The organism is Caballeronia sp. S22 (genome assembly GCF_964261745.1).
Classification (GTDB): Bacteria; Pseudomonadota; Gammaproteobacteria; order Burkholderiales; family Burkholderiaceae; genus Caballeronia; species Caballeronia jiangsuensis.
Window position 1 is genome coordinate 335,302 of the sequence record NZ_OZ180036.1, and the last position, 15,417, is coordinate 350,718.

The following is a 15,417-nucleotide window of genomic DNA, read 5'->3' on the forward strand; positions in this document are numbered from 1 at the left end:
CTATTTGAAAATGCTTTTGTGATGGATGTTTACCCTGATGAGGGTGCGCGTCCGTGGATGATCAGCCACTGACGCGATGCGAGGCGATCCGCTCGCCGATCTGCGCAATCGCGATACGCACGGCCTTGCGCACTTCCGGATCGCCATCACCGAGCGCGGCTTCGAGCACGGCCAGCGCATCGGCATTGCCGAGTTCGCCGAGCGCGAGCGCGGCTTCCTTGCGCACGTTGCTGATCGGGAAAGTCAGCAACGCCGATACCGCGTGCGTGCTTGCGACATCGCGCAAACGTCCGAGCGTGCGCGCGGCTTGTAGCGTGACCTGCCAGTATTCGTCGGCGAGCGCGCGTTCGAGCGCATCGCGGGCGGCAACGAGACGCAGCTTGCCGAGCGTCGCGGCGGCTTCTTCCCGCACGCGCCATGCTTCATCCGACAGCGCGTGCGTCAACGTGGCGAGCACGCTATCGTCCGTGGCGAATCCGAGTGCGCCGACGGCGGCGTGCCGCACATCGGCGGATGTATCGTTGTGCGCGAGCTGCGTCAATCGCTCCAGCGCATGCGTATGACGCAGCCATCCGAGGACGCCGACAGCTTCACGCCTCACGAGCGGCGACGCATCCGATAACGCCGTCAATGCAGGCGCGGCCGCCTCCGGCAAGCGCAATTCGCGCAGCGCGCGCAGCAGCGCCGCGCGCTTGAACGCATCGGCATCGGTATCGGCGAGATGCGGCAGCAGGCGTTCGCCCACGGCGGGATCCTTCAGCGCGGTAAGGCTTTCGGCTGCCGCTTCGCGCGTGCCCGCGTCGCTATCGGTGAGCGCGGCGCACAGCGCATCGACGGCTTCGTTCGTATCCCACGCGCCGAGACGTTGCGCGGCCGTGCGACGCACATCGGCATTCGCATCGTGACGCAAGGCATGGGCGAGAAAGGGCAGCCACGTTTCGTCTTCGAGATCGGCGGCTTCGATCACGGCGAGACGGCGCACGGCGGCGTCGTCATGCGCGAGGCGATCGAAGAGGATGTTGGTAACCGTCATGAGGCAACTCTCGTCATCGAAGAAGATACGGAATGTCGACATGCACGGCATTGGTCGGACAATCGCGCTCGCAGGGCATGCAGTACCAGCATTCGTCGAACTTCATGAATGCCTTGCCGGTTTCGGGATCGATCGCGAGCAGGTCCATCGGACAGACGTCGATGCAGACCGTGCAGCCCTTGTCGGCGATGCACTTGTCTTCGTCGATCATCACGGGAAGGCTCGAGCGCATACGCGCTTCGCGGGGCACGAGGGCCATTTCTTTCTCTCCTATGCAGCGACCGGCTGCGACGTGCGAGCCACACGCAGACGCGAATACGCGCCGCGCTCGGACTCGTCGACGGGAACCACATACGGTTCCACGGGTTTCTTGAACGACGTCATGCGTCCCGTTGCATCCTTCTTCAGATGCGCGTGGCAGAACCATTCGGCATCGTTGCGCTCGGGATAGTCGACGCGATGGTGATAAAGACCCCAGCGGCTCTCGGTGCGAAAGAGCGATGCGCGCGCGGCCATTTCGGCGCAATCGAGAATCGCGGCGACTTCGGCGGCGCGCATCAGTTCATGCGGATCGGCGGCGGCGAGCTGCTCCACGTCCTCGCGAATTTCGGCGAAACGTTGCAGGCCGATTTCCATGCGCCGCGTGACCTTCGGCGGCTGCAGATAGTCGTTGACGAACCGGCGCAGCTTGTACTCGACCTGCGATGGCGGCAGGCCATGCGTGCGCGACAGCGGCGCGAATATGCGATTGCGTTCGCGCTCGATCTGCGATGCATCGAGCGCCGGCGATGCGCGGCCCGCGACATGCGCGGCCGCGTCTTCGCCCGCGAACCAGCCGTAGGTGAACGCGCCGAGCATGTAGTTGTGCGGCACGGCCGCCATGTCGCCCGCGGCGTAAAGTCCTTGCACGGAGGTGCGCGCGTGCTCGTCGACCCATACGCCCGATGCGCTGTGCCCGCTGCAAAGGCCGATCTCCGAGATATGCATCTCGATCATGCGCGTGCGATAGTCGTTGCCGCGTCGCGCATGAAAGCGTCCGCGGCTCGGCCGCTCGTTGGTGTGCAGGATCGTCTCGATCGTCTGAATCGTTTCTTCCGCGAGATGGTCGAGCTTCAGGAACACCGGGCCGTTGCCGCTCTGGAGTTCCTGATAGAACTCCCACATCATCTGCCCGCTCCAGTAATCGCATTCGATGAAGCGCTCGCCCTTGCCGTTCGCCGTATAGCCGCCGAGCGGGCCGGTCACATACGCGCAGGCCGGGCCGTTGTAATCCTTGATGAGCGGATTGATCTGGAAGCATTCGAGGTTCGCGAGTTCCGCGCCCGCGTGATATGCCATCGCGTATCCGTCGCCGGCATTGGTCGGGTTCTCGTAGGTGCCCATCAGGTAGCCCGATGCGGGCAGTCCCAGTCGTCCGGCCGCGCCGCAGCAGAGAATCACGGCTTTCGCGCGAATCACGTAGAAATCGGCGCTGCGGCAATCGAAGCCCATCACGCCCGCGATCTCGCCGTTCGGGCCGTTCAGCAGGCGCGTCGCCACGATACGATTCGTGATCTCCACACGCGCACGTTTCAACTGGCGGTAGAGCACCTTCTTGACATCGTGGCCTTCGGGCATCGGCAGCACGTAAGCGCCCATGTGATGCACCTTGCGCACGGCATAGTCGCCGGTGTGATCCTTTTCGAACTTCACGCCCCAGCGGTCGAGTTCCTCGATCGTCGTGAAGCTGTGGCGCGCATAGGCGTAGATCGTGGCCTGATTGACGATGCCGTCGTTCGCCACGGTGATTTCCTTCGTGTACTGCTCGGGCGTCGCGTGGCCGGGAATGATGGCGTTGTTCAGACCGTCCATGCCCATCGAGATCGCGCCGCTGCGCTTCACGTGCGCCTTGTCGATGAGCAGCACGCGCAAGCTCGGGTCGCGCTGCTTCGCCTTGATGGCGGCCATCGGGCCGGCCGTGCCGCCGCCAACGACGACGATGTCGTATTCGAGTTCGTGGGTTTGCATGATCTGGAATCGTTACTTGTTATGACAAGTTAGGACCAGATTCTAGAAGCACGCGAACCGCGAGGGAATCAATTGTTTTTGCTTTGCTTCTGCCTGTTTCGAATAACGCGCGGCACGCTTGCGGCCGACCGTTCGCGATCGATGCGCAGCCGGTATTGAAACGTATCGCCGCGGAAATAGAGGTATTCGAAGTCGATGGGCTTGCCGTCGGCATCGTGCGTGAGGCGCTCGATACGCAGGAGCGGCGCGCCTTTCTTCACGTCGAGCGCATCCGCGATATCCGGCGCGGCTGCGATCGCATCGATTGCGAGATCGGCGTGACCGAGCGGCACGGCGCAGTCGTTTTCCAGCATCAGGAAGATATCGCGCGTCGCGAGTTCCGCGCGTTTAAGGCGTTTGCCGAGGGCTTCGGGCAGAAACGTCACTTCGTACGAAACGGGCGAGCGATTGAGCAGGCGCACACGATGAATCTCCGCGACGCCGTTGCCTTCGGCGAGACCGAGTTGCGCCGCGACTTCCGCGGGCGCGGGCACGAAGCGCAATTGCACGACGCGGTTGATGATCTCGTGTCCGCTCTCCGACATCGCCTCCGCGAAACCCTGCAACGATGTCACGTTCTGGAACGTCTTCGGCTGCGACACGAACGAGCCTTTGCCGTGCACCTTGAAGATCAGCCCTTCCTTTTGCAGATCGCCGAGCGCCTGACGGATCGTGATGCGGCTCACGTCGAACATCGTCATCAGTTCGCTTTCCGAGGGCATGCGGCTCATCGGCGGATAGCGGCCATCGAGAATGCCGGTGCGCAGCACGTCCTTGATCTGCGTGTAGAGCGGAACGTGCGATTCGGGCGAGATGGAAGGGCGACGGGTGGACATGAGCGATGGAAGGCAGGAGGCGGCTGCTGCGAGTTGCGATTATAGCGGCGGGTTCCGGCTGCATCGCCATAAACAAATGACGAAATATTGGTTAGCCGCATCCGCGCGCTGCCAGAGAATGGAGCCTGGTTAGTTCGAGTCGAGCGAGGACCGAAGATGAATGAGCGCAGCGCGCGGGACGCAGGAACGTCGAGCTTGCCGGTCACGCTCGTGACCGTGCCCGGATTGCACGGCAGCGAGGATGCGCACTGGCAGAGCTGGCTCGAGCGCGAGACGCCCGGGGCGCGGCGCGTCGAGCAGCGCGACTGGAACACGCCGAATCTCGCCATCTGGAGCGACGCCGTTCGCGACGTGCTCGCGAGCATCGACGGGCCTGTCGTCATCGCGGCGCATAGCTTCGGATGTCTCGCGACGGCCCACGCGCTGTCGCACGCGGGCGCGTTTCAGGCGCATGCCGCAAACGTGAAGGGCGTGCTGTTCGTCGCTCCCGCGAGCCCGGCCAAGTTCCGTTTCGCGGGCGCATTCACCGCGCGCCGTCTCGATACGCTGTCGCTCGTCGTCGGCAGCGAGACCGATCCGTGGATGCCGCTCGACGATGCGCGTGCGCTCGCGCAGCGCTGGAACAGCGCGTTCGTGAATCTCGGCGATGCGGGGCATATCAATACATCGGCGGGATTCGGGCCGTGGCCGCTCGCGAAGCATTTCGTCGAAACGCTCGCGCGGCGTGCATCGCCCGAATACGAAGAAGAGGAAGCGCGCGCGTACGGCTGATACCGCGGCGCGAGGATGTGTGTAGGATGCATGGCCGCCTTCGGGCGGCCTTTGTTCGTTGGCGTGGTTCGAACCCTGTCTCTGGAGAAAAAATGGCGGTCTATAACAAGCTGGTCATCACCGTTGCGCTCGGCATCGCGGCAAGCGTCGCGCAGGCGGACACGACGCTGCTCAACGTGTCCTACGACGTGACGCGCGAGCTCTACAAGGACATCGACGCGGCCTTCGTCGCGGACTACAAGAAGAAGACCGGCGAGACGGTATCGGTGCGGCAGTCGCATGGCGCATCGAGCGCGCAGGCGTTGTCGGTGACGCAGGGGCTGCAGGCCGATGTCGTGACGATGAATCAGCCCAACGACATCGACCTGCTCGCCGAGCGCGGCCAGCTCGTGCCCGCCAACTGGCGCAACCGTCTGCCCGATGCCAGCGCGCCCTACACGACGACGATGGTCTTTCTCGTCCACAAGGGCAATCCGAAGAACATCAAGGACTGGAACGATCTGGCGCGGCCCGGCGTGCAGGCGGTGATCGCGAATCCGAAGACATCGGGCAACGGGCGCTACGCGTATCTCGCGGCGTGGGGCTACAAGAAGCAGCAGGGCGCAACCGACGCGCAGGTGCAAGACTTCGAGAAAGCCATCTTCAAAAACGTGCCCGTGCTCGATACGGGCGGTCGCGGCGCGACGACGACGTTCACGCAGCGCGGCATCGGCGACGTGCTCGTCACGTTCGAGAACGAAGTCGGCCTGATGAGCGCAGGGCCGGGCGCGAAGGATTTCGAAGCGGTGTACCCGTCGGTGAGTCTGCTCGCGGAGCCGCCGGTATCGATCGTCGACAAGGTGGTGGACAAGCGCGGCACGCGCAAGGAAGCCCAGGCGTATCTCGACTTCCTGTACACGCCCGCGGCGCAGGAGATCATCGCGCAGCATCATCTGCGGCCGCGCAACGCGGACGTGCTCGCGAAGCATGCGGGCGAGTTCCGGCCGCTGAAGACCTTCACAGTCGAGCAGATGTTCGGAAGCTGGCAAAAAGCGCAGCAGACGCATTTCGCCGATGGCGGCACGTTCGATCAGGTCGTGGCGGACAAGAACTGACGCGGGCTTCGGTCTGACCATAGCGGCGGGATGCGAAACACCTCCGTGCGTATCTATAATTCGATCCATCCCGCGAAGATGCGCGCGTTTGCCCCGCGCTACGCTATGCCTTTACCGTCAAGGTGAGCGCGATGCCGTCATCGACACCAGCCGTGAAGCTCATCGTCGTCACCGCGCTCGTCGGCCTGGGCGCGGGGCTCGGCGGCATGTCGCTGGCGCTCCTGCTGCACGCGATCCAGCACGTCGCGTTCGGCTATAGCCTCGATGAGCTGACCGGCGGCGAAAGCTTCCTCATCGGCATTTCGGCCGCGCCGCCGGCACGCCGCTTCATCGTGCTGACGCTGTGCGGCGTAGTCGCGGGCGCCGGCTGGTGGTGCGTGTATCGCTTCGGCAAACCGCTCGTCAGCATCCGCCAGGCCATCGACGCCGACGATCCGCGCATGCCGCCCGCCACCACGCTCGCGCATACGCTTCTGCAGATCGTCACCGTGGCGATGGGTTCGCCGCTCGGACGCGAAGTCGCGCCGCGCGAGATCGGTTCCTTGTGGGCGGGATGGCTCGCGCACTATGCGGGCCTCACGCCGGCGCAAGCGCGCGTCATGGTCGCGTGCGGCGCGGGCGCGGGGCTCGCCGCGGTCTATAACGTGCCGCTCGGCGGCGCGGTCTTCGTGCTCGAAGTGCTGCTGTGCACGTTCGACGCGACGATCATCGCGGCGGCCTTCGCCACCTCGGCGATCGGCGCGATCGTCGCGTGGATCGGACTCGGCGACGCGCAGCAATATCGCCTGCCCGCCTTCACGCTCAACGCGCAACTCATCGTATGGGCCATCGTCATGGGGCCCGTCTTCGGCGCGGCCGCGCGGCTCTTCGTGAAGCTCACGAGCGCCGCGCGCAAGAAGGCGCCGCGCGGGCGCATGCTGCCGCTCTTGTCGATCCTGAACTTCGCGATGATCGGCGTGCTCGTCATCTATTTCCCGCAACTCGCGGGCAACGGCAAAGGCCCGGCGGGTCTTTCGTTCGACGATTCCGTGAACTTCGCGCTCGCCGGCGTGCTGCTGGCGCTGAGAGTGACGATCGTCGTGACTTCGTTGCGCGCCGGCGCGCAGGGCGGCCTGCTCACGCCGGGCCTCGCGAACGGCGCATTGCTCGGCGTCGTGCTCGGCAGCGTGTGGAACGGCTTCTGGCCGGGCACGCCGCCGGGTGCATTCGCGGTCGTCGGCGCGGCGGCGTTTCTGGGCGCGTCGATGCAGATGCCGCTGACCGCGCTGGTGCTGATGATCGAGTTCACGCGCTTCAATCACGACTTCCTGATTCCCACCGCGCTGGCGATGACGGGCGCGACGCTCACCTATCGCGTGCTCGCGCAGGCTCGCATCGAGGAGCCGGCAACTGCGTCCGAGCAAACTCTGCAGCGTCTTCCCGACTGAGCGCGTGAACATCGCGATGACCGCGACCGGTCATTCGATCACTGCGCCTCGCTCTCGTCGGTGTCCTCATCGGCGCTGGCTTCGTGATTCATGGCGGCCGCGGCCAGCGCACTCGCCTGTTCCGGCCGCGCTTCCTTGCGCTCGCTGTAGCGGCTCGTGAGGTAGTCGGACCGATCGCGCACGAGCAGCGTGAATTTGACGAGTTCTTCCATCACATCGACGACCCGGTCGTAATAGGGCGAGGGTTTCATCCGGCCGTTCTCGTCGAACTCCTGCCAGGCTTTGGCGACAGACGACTGGTTGGGGATCGTCACCATGCGCATCCAGCGGCCGAGCAGGCGAAGCGCATTCACGGCGTTGAAGGACTGCGATCCGCCGCACACCTGCATGACCGCGAGCGTGCGGCCCTGCGTCGGACGGACACCGGCGGATTCGAGCGGCAGCCAGTCGATCTGGTTCTTGAACACGGACGTGAGCGTGCCGTGACGCTCGGGGCTGCACCAGACCTGTCCCTCCGACCACTCCGAGAGCGCGCGCAGTTCGGCCACTTTCGGATGCTCGGCGGGCACGCTGTCGACCACGGGCAGGCCGTGTGGATCGAACACGCGTGTTTCGGCGCCGAACAATTGCAGCAGCCGCTCGGCTTCCAGCGTCAGAAAGCGGCTATAGGAAGTCGGGCGCAACGAGCCGTATAACAAGAGGATTCGCGGGGCATGCGCGCGGAGCGAGCGCGGCTGGAGCTTGTCGCTGTCGGGAATGTCGATGTGCCCGGCGCTCAAGTTTGGGAGATTCGGAAGCATGTGTGTAGTGAACGGTCAGGCGGATTGATACCAGCGTTGCGAGCGATTGACGACGCCGACCACCAGCAGCATGACCGGCACTTCGATGAGCACGCCGACGACCGTCGCGAGCGCCGCGCCCGAATGAAAGCCGAACAGGCTGATCGCGGTGGCGACGGCAAGCTCGAAGAAATTGCTCGCCCCGATCAGGCTCGACGGACCGGCGATGCAGTGCGCGACGCCCAGACGGCGATTCAGCAAGTACGCAAGGCCCGAATTGAAGAACACCTGGATCAGGATCGGCACCGCGAGCATCGCAATGACGAGCGGCTCGCGCACGATCGCTTCGCCCTGAAAGCCGAACAGCAGCACGAGCGTCGCGAGCAGCGCGGAGATCGACCACGGACCCAGCCGGGCGAGCGTGTGTTTGAAGAAGGCTTCGCCGCGCGCCATCAGTTGCCTGCGCAGCCATTGGGCGAGCATGACGGGAACGATGATGTATAGCCCGACCGAGACGAGCAGCGTCGCCCACGGCACCGAGATCGACGATAGCCCGAGCAACAACGCCACCAGCGGAGCGAACGCGACGATCATGATCGCGTCATTGAGCGCGACCTGCGAGAGCGTGAAGTACGGATCGCCCTTGCACAGTTGCGACCACACGAAGACCATCGCCGTGCAGGGCGCGGCCGCGAGCAGAATCAGACCCGCGATGTAGCTGTCGAGCTGATCGGCAGGCAGCCAGCCGGCGAATGCGTGACGCACGAAAATCCAGCCGAGCAGGGCCATCGAAAACGGCTTGACGAGCCAGTTCACGAACAAGGTCACGCCGATGCCGCGCCAGTGACGACCGACCTGCGCGAGCGCGGAGAAATCTATCCGGATGAGCATCGGAATGATCATCACCCAGATCAGCACGCCCACGGGCAGGTTGACGTGCGCGATCTCCATGCGGCCGATCGCGTGAAAGAGCGGGGCAAAGACCTGCCCCAGACCGATGCCGGTCACGATGCACAGCATCACCCAGACCGTCAGGTAACGCTCGAAAAAGCCGATGGCCGGCGTGGCCTTATCGCGCGCGGCGTTCGTCGTGCTCATTTGCAGTCAGACCGGCCGCTCGCCGCGCAAGGCGCGCCCGCGCAGCAGTTTTCCGTCAGAAAGCCGATGAGATCGGTCATGGCGTCGAAGTCGGCCGAGTAGAAGACGAAGCGGCCGTCTTGCCGCGAACTCACGAGCCCGGCGTGCGAGAGGTCCTTGAGATGAAACGACAGGCTCGACGGCGCGAGGCCGACTTGCTGCGCGATTTCGCCGGCGGCGATGCCGTCGGGTCCGGCGACCACCAGGGTTCTGAAGATCGCGAGGCGCGATTCATGAGCGAGCGCGCCGAGCGCGCGTACGACGAGGTTCGAGTCCATGCCCGCAACCATAACCGATGAATTTCGACATTTCAACAAATATCGAAATAACCCTGGGTTGCGAATGGACGTGGCGCTACTTGTGCGTCCCGCTATCGGCTCGCGCGACGCTCGAACCCGACGCAATGGGCGAGCCCATCGCCTGAAACAACGCGGCGGTGTCGCTCAGGCGCGCGCTGCTCGCGTGGATCGTCGTGAGGCGTGCGTTGAGGTACTGCTGTTCGCTGCCGCGCGCGGCGCGCGGCGGGATCGCGCCGAGCCGCACGCGCGCCGCCGCATCCGCCGATGCATCGCGTGCGGCGTTGCTCGCGCTGTCGGCGAAGGCGAGCGCTTCGCTGTCGGTTTCGAGCGACGCCAGCGTATTCGCGACGTTCTGAAACGCCGAGAGCACGGTCTGCTTGTACTGCGCGACGGCGGCGTCATACGTGGCGATGGCCGCGCGGCGTTCCGCGAGCAGCGCGCCGCCATGAAAGATCGGCTGCGACAGCGATGCGCCCACGCTCCACAACGCGCCCGCGCCCGACAGCGCGGTCGGCCAGTCGAAGCCGCCTTTGCCCATCGAAGCGGATATCGACAGGCTCGGAAACAACTGCGCGGTCGCGACGCCGACCTGCGCGGCGGCCGCCTTCAATGCGGCGTCGGCGGCCTGAATGTCGGGACGTGTCTGCAACAACGCCGATGGCATGACGACCGGCACATCGGAGGGCACGGCGAGGCTCGCGAGATCGAGATCGTCGGGCGCCTGATCGGGCGTGCGTCCGAGCAACACCGCGAGCGCGTGACGCGTCGCGAGCCATTGCGCGCGCAAGCCCGGCAATTGCGCTGCGAGCGACGCGGCGTTCTGCTGCGCGCTGAGCATGTCGGCGCGCGACAGGGAGCCGAGCGCATAGCGGCGCTGTGCGTCGTGCGCGTCGTCGTTGGCGAGCGCGACGAGGCGTTCGGTCACGTCGATCTGCGCATGCAGTGCCGCCGCGCCGATCGCGCCCGTCACGATGTTGGCCGCGAGCGCGCGCCGTGCGGCATCGAGCTGAAAGGCCTGTTGATCGACCTGCGCGGCGAGCGCCGCATTCGCAAAACGCGCCGCGCCGAAGAGATCGAACGTGTATTGCGCCTGAATCTGGCCGACGAAAAGGTTGTAGAGCACGGTCGGCGGGCCGCCCTGGGGAATGCCTAAGCCGCGTTGCCGCGTCGCCTGGCCGCCTGCATCGATCTGCGGCAGCAGCGACGAACCGACCTGCGCGCGCAACTGTTCGCGCGCGGCGACGAGACTCTTGTCCGCCGCCGCGAGATTCGGGCTCGCGCGCAAGCCTTCATCGACGAACGCATTCAACGTATCCGAGCGATACAGGTTCCACCATTCGGGCACGGGCGCCGCGTCCGCGACGAAGCGTTGCGACGCGCCTTCGGCCGTGACGCTCGCCTCCGCCTGCGGCTGCGCGCCGTAATGCGCGGGCTGCGGCATCGCGGGCGGCTTGCCATCGGGACCGAACGCGCATGCGCCGAGCGCAAGGCACGCCACGGTCATCAAAAGCCGGCGATTCATGACGATGCTCCTTCGCGTTCGTCGAGCTTCACGCGAAACCACGCGGCGTAGAGCGCGGGCAGATAGAAGAGGGTGAGCACGGTCGCGCTCGTGATGCCGCCCATCAGCGCGGTCGCCATCGGGCCGAAGAAGTTGCTGCGCAGAAGCGGAATCAGCGCGAGCACGGCGGCCGCGGCCGTCAGCGTGATGGGTCTGAAACGCCGCACCGTCGCGCCGATGATCGCATCGAAACGCTTGTGTCCGGATGCGATGTCCTGCTCGATCTGATCGACGAGAATCACCGAGTTGCGCATGATGATGCCGAACATCGCGATCACGCCGAGCATCGCGACGAAGCCGAACGGCTTGCCGAACGCGAGCAGCGTCACGACCACGCCGATCAGCCCGAGCGGCGCGGTGAGCACGACCATCATCACGCGCGAGAAGCTCTGCAACTGGATCATCAGAAGCGTCAGCACGACGATCACCATTACTGGAATCTGCGCATTGATCGACGCCTGGCCCTTGCCGCTTTCCTCGACCGGTCCGCCCACTTCGATGCGATAGCCGACCGGCAACGCACGGCGAATCTCGTCGAGCTTCTTGTCGATGGCCTGGGTCACGTCGATGCCCTGCGCGTCGCCCTTCACGTCCGACTGCACGGTGATGGTCGGCTGGCGGTCGCGTTCCCAGATCACGCCGTATTCGAGCGTATCGACGACGCTTCCCAGCGCGGAGAGCGGCACCGGTCCGTGCGGCGTCGGCATCGCGAGCGTCGCGAGCCGCGCGGGATCGACGCGCTCCGCACGCGGCGCACGCAAATCGACGCTGATGAGCTTGTCGCGCTCGCGATACTGCGTGACCGTGGTGCCGGTCAGCGTCATCGCGAGAAAGCTCGCGATATCCTGCGACGAGACGCCCGCATCGCGCGCCTTCTGCTGATCGATCTCGAAGCGCACCGAACGCTCGGAAGGCTCGTCCCAGTCGAACTGCACGTTGGTCGTGCGCGAGTCGGCGCGCATGTCGGCGGCGACCTGCTCGGCGACGTGACGCACCGTGCCGATATCGTCGCCGCTCACGCGGAACTGCACCGGATAACCGACAGGCGGCCCGTTCTCCAGACGCGACAAACGCGTGCGTATGGCAGGGAAGCGCTCGCGCAGCATCGGATCGAGCCAGCGCGCCAGCGCTTCGCGCGCTTCGACCGACTTCGCGGTGACGACGAACTGCGCGAAGTTCGGCGTCGGCAACTGCTGATCGAGCGGCAGATAGAAACGCGGCGCGCCGGTGCCGACGAAGCTCACGACATGATCGATTTCCTCGCGGCCCTTCAGCGCTTCTTCGAGCCGCTTCGCTTCGCGCAAGGTCGCTTCGAACGATGCGCCTTCCTGCAGTCTCACGTCGATCAGCAGTTCGGGGCGATCCGAACTCGGGAAGAACTGTTGCGGCACGAGCGTGAAGCCGGCCATCGCGATGACGAAGAGCACGACCGTGATCGCGAGCACGACGAAGCGCCGCTTCACGCACCAGCCGACCCAGCGGCGCAGGCGTCCGTAGAACTTCGTGTCGTAGATGTCGTGTTCGTGATCGTCGGGCAGATGCGCTTCTTTTTTCCGTTCGGGCAGCAGCTTGTAGCCGAGCAACGGAATCAGCACGACCGCCGCGAGCCACGATGCGATCAGCGCGATCGCCGACACTTCGAAGATCGATCGCGTGTATTCGCCGGTGCTCGATTTCGCGAGCGCGATCGGCAGAAAACCCGCGACGGTCACGAGCGTGCCGGTCAGCATCGGGAACGCGGTGCTCGTGTAGGCGAACGCGGCGGCGCGCGCGCGGCTCCAGCCCTGTTCGAGCTTCACGGCCATCATCTCGACGGCGATGATCGCGTCGTCGACGAGAAGCCCCAGCGCGAGAATCAGCGTGCCGAGCGATACCTTGTGCAGGCCGATATCGAACAGATACATGAAGAGCGCGGTGACGGCGAGCACGATGGGAATCGAGATCACGACCACCATGCCGGTGCGCACGCCCAGCGACACGAGACTCACGATCAGCACGATGACGACCGCTTCGGCGACTGCTTCGAGAAAGTCGTCCACCGAATGCGAGACCGCGTGCGGCATGCTGGAGACTTCGGTGAGCTTCAGTCCCGCGGGCAGTTGCGCGCGCAGCTTGATCATCGATTCGTCGAGCGCCTTGCCGAGACGCACGACGTCTTCGCCCGGCTGCATCGTGACGCCAATGCCGAGCACGGGCGTGCCCGCCGAGCGCATCTGCGTGGCGGGCGGATCGATGTAGCCGCGCTTGATCGTCGCGATGTCGCCGAGACGGAACGAGCGGCCGTTCACGGTGACGAGCGTATCGGCGAGCGCGTCCACGCTCGTGAACTGCCCGCTCGGGCGCACGAACACGCGATCGTTGGGCGTCGTCAAAACGCCAGCGGTCGAGACGGCGTTCTGTCCGTCGATGGCCTGCGCGATCTGCTGCGGCGAGATGTTCAGGCGCGTGAGCGTCGTATTGGGAATCTCGACATAGATGCGCTCTTCCTGGTCGCCGAAGTAATCGACCTTCGCGACGCCCGGTACGCGCAGCAGAACCGTGCGCAAGGCATCGGCGTAATCGTGCAGTTGCGCGGGGGAGAAGCCGTCGCCTTCGAGCGCGTAGATGTTGGTGTAGACGTCGCCGAATTCATCGTTGAAGAACGGGCCTTGCGCACCGGGCGGCAAGGTCGCGGCGATATCGCCCACTTTCTTGCGGATCTGATACCACTCCTCCGGCACGTCCTTCGCGGGCGCGGAGTCCTTCATCTGAAAGAAGATGAGCGACTCGCCGGGGCGCGAATAGCTGCGCATGAAATCCGTGTACGGCGTTTCCTGCAGCTTGCGCGCGATGCGGTCCGTCACTTCCTCCTGCACCTGACGCGCGGTCGCGCCCGGCCAGAACGTGCGAATGACCATCACGCGGAAGGTGAAGGGCGGATCTTCCGATTGCGCGAGCCGCGTGTAGGCGAGGATGCCGAAGATCGTCGACATCGCGATGAGAAACACGACGAGCGCGCGATGCCGCAACGCCCATGCCGAGAGATTGAAGCGGCCTTCTTCGTGGCGATGCGCGTTGTCGTCTTCGCGAATGTCGCTCATGACGCGAAGTCCTCGGGATGCAGCGGCGCAACGACGCGCACTTTCTCGCCCGCGGACACCGTATGCACGCCTTGCCACACGATGCGCTCGCCCGCTTCGATGCCGCTCGCGAGCGTCACCGTGCGCTCGCCGTAGCGCGCGACTTCGACGCGCCTCAGTTCGAGCGCATCGCCCGGCTGCTTGACGATCCACACGGCGGGATGGCCGTTGTCGTGAAACAGCGCCGTCGATGGAATGGTGAACGCGCCCTTCGTGCCATTCGGCGCGGCGAACGCGATGTCCGCCGTCATGCCGAGGCGCACGTCGGGCGTCGGCGCTTCGAGCGTGAGCTTCGCGCGCCAGGTGCGGCTCTGGGTATCGGCGGCGGGCGAGAGCTCGCGCACGCGCGCCTTGAAGGTCCGCCCCGGCAATGCCGCGAGCTTCACGCTCGCTTCCTTGCCCACGGCGAACGCGCCGAGCGCGGCTTCGGGCACGTCGCAGGTCACGTCGATATCGCCGCTCCAGGCGAGCGTATAGACGGCCTGGCCCGAAGTCACGTTCTGGCCGGTGTCGGCCTGCTCGGCGGTGATGACGCCCGCGTGATCGGCGGTGAGTGTTGCGTAGCGCAACTGATCGGCGGACAGTCCCGCCTGCTGCTGCGCCTGATTGCGCTGCGCGAGCGCGGACGCGTAAGCGTTCTGCGTCTGTTCGAGTTGCGCGGGCGCGATGAGATTTTCCGCGGCCTGCGCGCGATCGCGGTCGAGCTGCTGCTTCGCATACACGAGCTGATGCTCGGCGGCGTCGAGCTGCGCACGGGCGCTCGCATTGTTCTTCTCGGCATCGGCGGGATCGAGCCGGGCGACGACTTGCCCTGCCTTCACGCTGTCGCCGAGGCGCACGCGCCGCTCGAGAATCTTGCCGTTGATGCGAAAGGAAAGCGGCGTCGAATAACGCGACTGAATCTGTCCGGGCAGGCTGGATGCGCTCGCGTGTCCGTCCGCTTGTGCGGCGACGGCGACGACCGGACGCGGCGCGGGTGCGGGCGCCTCATGCCGCTTGCAGGCGACGAGCGTTACACAGACGATCGGAACGAATGCCGCGCGCGCCACGACCGACATGGCTGAGTGGAAGAGCTTCACAAGAACCTCGGCGCCCGCAAGGGCATGGTGCCGCGCACCTCGCAACGACTGCGCGCGGCTCATGGGCGAAGCAAGGAAAAAGGTGACCCGGCGGGCAATTTCGAGAAACGAGCGAAAGCGGGGCAGATCAATGTGTCGACCTGACAACCCCGTCCGGCAAGGGTTTCGACGACCCGGACGCGAATACGAAATGAATTCTAATACACACATGTATCTGAATGCAAAGCCGGATTTGT

At 65.2% G+C, this 15,417-nt stretch carries 13 protein-coding genes; 3 read left to right on the forward strand and 10 right to left on the reverse strand.

Translation table 11 applies throughout. The features are described 5' to 3' along the window. Positions 1-61: 61 nt before the first annotated feature. The 4 genes from ACEN42_RS16650 to ACEN42_RS16665 form a co-directional block, all read right to left on the reverse strand. On the reverse strand, positions 62-1,033 hold the full coding sequence (locus ACEN42_RS16650) for a HEAT repeat domain-containing protein (RefSeq protein WP_371881876.1): 972 nt from the start codon (positions 1,031-1,033) through the stop codon (positions 62-64). A gap of 13 nt (positions 1,034-1,046) precedes the next feature. Next, entirely contained in the window at positions 1,047-1,292 is a 246-nt protein-coding gene (locus ACEN42_RS16655; RefSeq protein WP_035507254.1) for a ferredoxin family protein, read from the reverse strand. A gap of 11 nt (positions 1,293-1,303) precedes the next feature. Beyond that, positions 1,304-3,040, reverse strand: a complete 1,737-nt coding sequence (locus tag ACEN42_RS16660) for a fumarate reductase/succinate dehydrogenase flavoprotein subunit (protein WP_371881877.1) — start codon at positions 3,038-3,040, stop codon at positions 1,304-1,306. Positions 3,041-3,108: 68 nt separating this feature from the next. Beyond that, positions 3,109-3,915, reverse strand: coding sequence for a GntR family transcriptional regulator (locus tag ACEN42_RS16665; protein ID WP_371881878.1), 807 nt, complete (start codon positions 3,913-3,915; stop codon positions 3,109-3,111). Between the two features lie 156 nt (positions 3,916-4,071). Between ACEN42_RS16665 and ACEN42_RS16670 the strand changes: the two genes are divergently transcribed. From ACEN42_RS16670 to ACEN42_RS16680, 3 genes are all read left to right on the forward strand, one after another. Next, positions 4,072-4,686: an alpha/beta hydrolase gene (locus ACEN42_RS16670; RefSeq protein WP_187608012.1), complete on the forward strand. Its 615-nt coding sequence runs from the start codon at positions 4,072-4,074 to the stop codon at positions 4,684-4,686. 92 nt (positions 4,687-4,778) lie between these two features. Further along, positions 4,779-5,780 (forward strand): sulfate ABC transporter substrate-binding protein, encoded by a 1,002-nt coding sequence (locus ACEN42_RS16675; RefSeq protein ID WP_371881879.1) that lies wholly within the window; start codon positions 4,779-4,781, stop codon positions 5,778-5,780. A gap of 131 nt (positions 5,781-5,911) precedes the next feature. After that, entirely contained in the window at positions 5,912-7,207 is a 1,296-nt protein-coding gene (locus tag ACEN42_RS16680; protein WP_371881880.1) for a chloride channel protein, read from the forward strand. A 38-nt stretch (positions 7,208-7,245) separates the two neighbouring features. On the opposite strand, the gene arsH is transcribed toward ACEN42_RS16680, so the two are convergent. The 6 genes from arsH to ACEN42_RS16710 all read right to left on the reverse strand — a co-directional run bounded on the left by arsH (position 7,246) and on the right by ACEN42_RS16710 (position 15,160). Further along, on the reverse strand, positions 7,246-8,007 hold the full coding sequence (gene arsH, locus ACEN42_RS16685) for an arsenical resistance protein ArsH (RefSeq protein ID WP_371881881.1): 762 nt from the start codon (positions 8,005-8,007) through the stop codon (positions 7,246-7,248). Between the two features lie 15 nt (positions 8,008-8,022). Next, complete coding sequence (gene arsB / locus ACEN42_RS16690; RefSeq protein ID WP_371881882.1) at positions 8,023-9,084, reverse strand: ACR3 family arsenite efflux transporter; 1,062 nt, start codon at positions 9,082-9,084, stop codon at positions 8,023-8,025. Further along, on the reverse strand, positions 9,081-9,401 hold the full coding sequence (locus ACEN42_RS16695; RefSeq protein ID WP_238293325.1) for a helix-turn-helix transcriptional regulator: 321 nt from the start codon (positions 9,399-9,401) through the stop codon (positions 9,081-9,083). Before ACEN42_RS16695 ends, arsB begins: the two co-directional genes overlap by 4 nt. Before the next feature lie 76 nt (positions 9,402-9,477). Beyond that, entirely contained in the window at positions 9,478-10,944 is a 1,467-nt protein-coding gene (locus tag ACEN42_RS16700) for an efflux transporter outer membrane subunit (protein ID WP_371881883.1), read from the reverse strand. Beyond that, on the reverse strand, positions 10,941-14,063 hold the full coding sequence (locus ACEN42_RS16705) for an efflux RND transporter permease subunit (protein WP_371881884.1): 3,123 nt from the start codon (positions 14,061-14,063) through the stop codon (positions 10,941-10,943). The genes ACEN42_RS16700 and ACEN42_RS16705 overlap by 4 nt, the downstream gene beginning before the upstream one ends. Next, on the reverse strand, positions 14,060-15,160 hold the full coding sequence (locus tag ACEN42_RS16710) for an efflux RND transporter periplasmic adaptor subunit (RefSeq protein ID WP_371882236.1): 1,101 nt from the start codon (positions 15,158-15,160) through the stop codon (positions 14,060-14,062). Before ACEN42_RS16710 ends, ACEN42_RS16705 begins: the two co-directional genes overlap by 4 nt. Positions 15,161-15,417: the final 257 nt, after the last annotated feature.

Bases quoted from the DNA above. Each gene is read 5' to 3' on its own strand.
- ACEN42_RS16650 (WP_371881876.1), bottom strand. From the start codon at position 1,033: ATGACGGTTACCAACATCCTCTTCGATCGCCTCGCGCATGACGACGCC.
- ACEN42_RS16655 (WP_035507254.1), bottom strand. From the start codon at position 1,292: ATGGCCCTCGTGCCCCGCGAAGCGCGTATGCGCTCGAGCCTTCCCGTG.
- ACEN42_RS16660 (WP_371881877.1), bottom strand. From the start codon at position 3,040: ATGCAAACCCACGAACTCGAATACGACATCGTCGTCGTTGGCGGCGGC.
- ACEN42_RS16665 (WP_371881878.1), bottom strand. From the start codon at position 3,915: ATGTCCACCCGTCGCCCTTCCATCTCGCCCGAATCGCACGTTCCGCTC.
- ACEN42_RS16670 (WP_187608012.1), top strand. From the start codon at position 4,072: ATGAATGAGCGCAGCGCGCGGGACGCAGGAACGTCGAGCTTGCCGGTC.
- ACEN42_RS16675 (WP_371881879.1), top strand. From the start codon at position 4,779: ATGGCGGTCTATAACAAGCTGGTCATCACCGTTGCGCTCGGCATCGCG.
- ACEN42_RS16680 (WP_371881880.1), top strand. From the start codon at position 5,912: ATGCCGTCATCGACACCAGCCGTGAAGCTCATCGTCGTCACCGCGCTC.
- arsH (WP_371881881.1), bottom strand. From the start codon at position 8,007: ATGCTTCCGAATCTCCCAAACTTGAGCGCCGGGCACATCGACATTCCC.
- arsB (WP_371881882.1), bottom strand. From the start codon at position 9,084: ATGAGCACGACGAACGCCGCGCGCGATAAGGCCACGCCGGCCATCGGC.
- ACEN42_RS16695 (WP_238293325.1), bottom strand. From the start codon at position 9,401: ATGGACTCGAACCTCGTCGTACGCGCGCTCGGCGCGCTCGCTCATGAA.
- ACEN42_RS16700 (WP_371881883.1), bottom strand. From the start codon at position 10,944: ATGAATCGCCGGCTTTTGATGACCGTGGCGTGCCTTGCGCTCGGCGCA.
- ACEN42_RS16705 (WP_371881884.1), bottom strand. From the start codon at position 14,063: ATGAGCGACATTCGCGAAGACGACAACGCGCATCGCCACGAAGAAGGC.
- ACEN42_RS16710 (WP_371882236.1), bottom strand. From the start codon at position 15,160: ATGTCGGTCGTGGCGCGCGCGGCATTCGTTCCGATCGTCTGTGTAACG.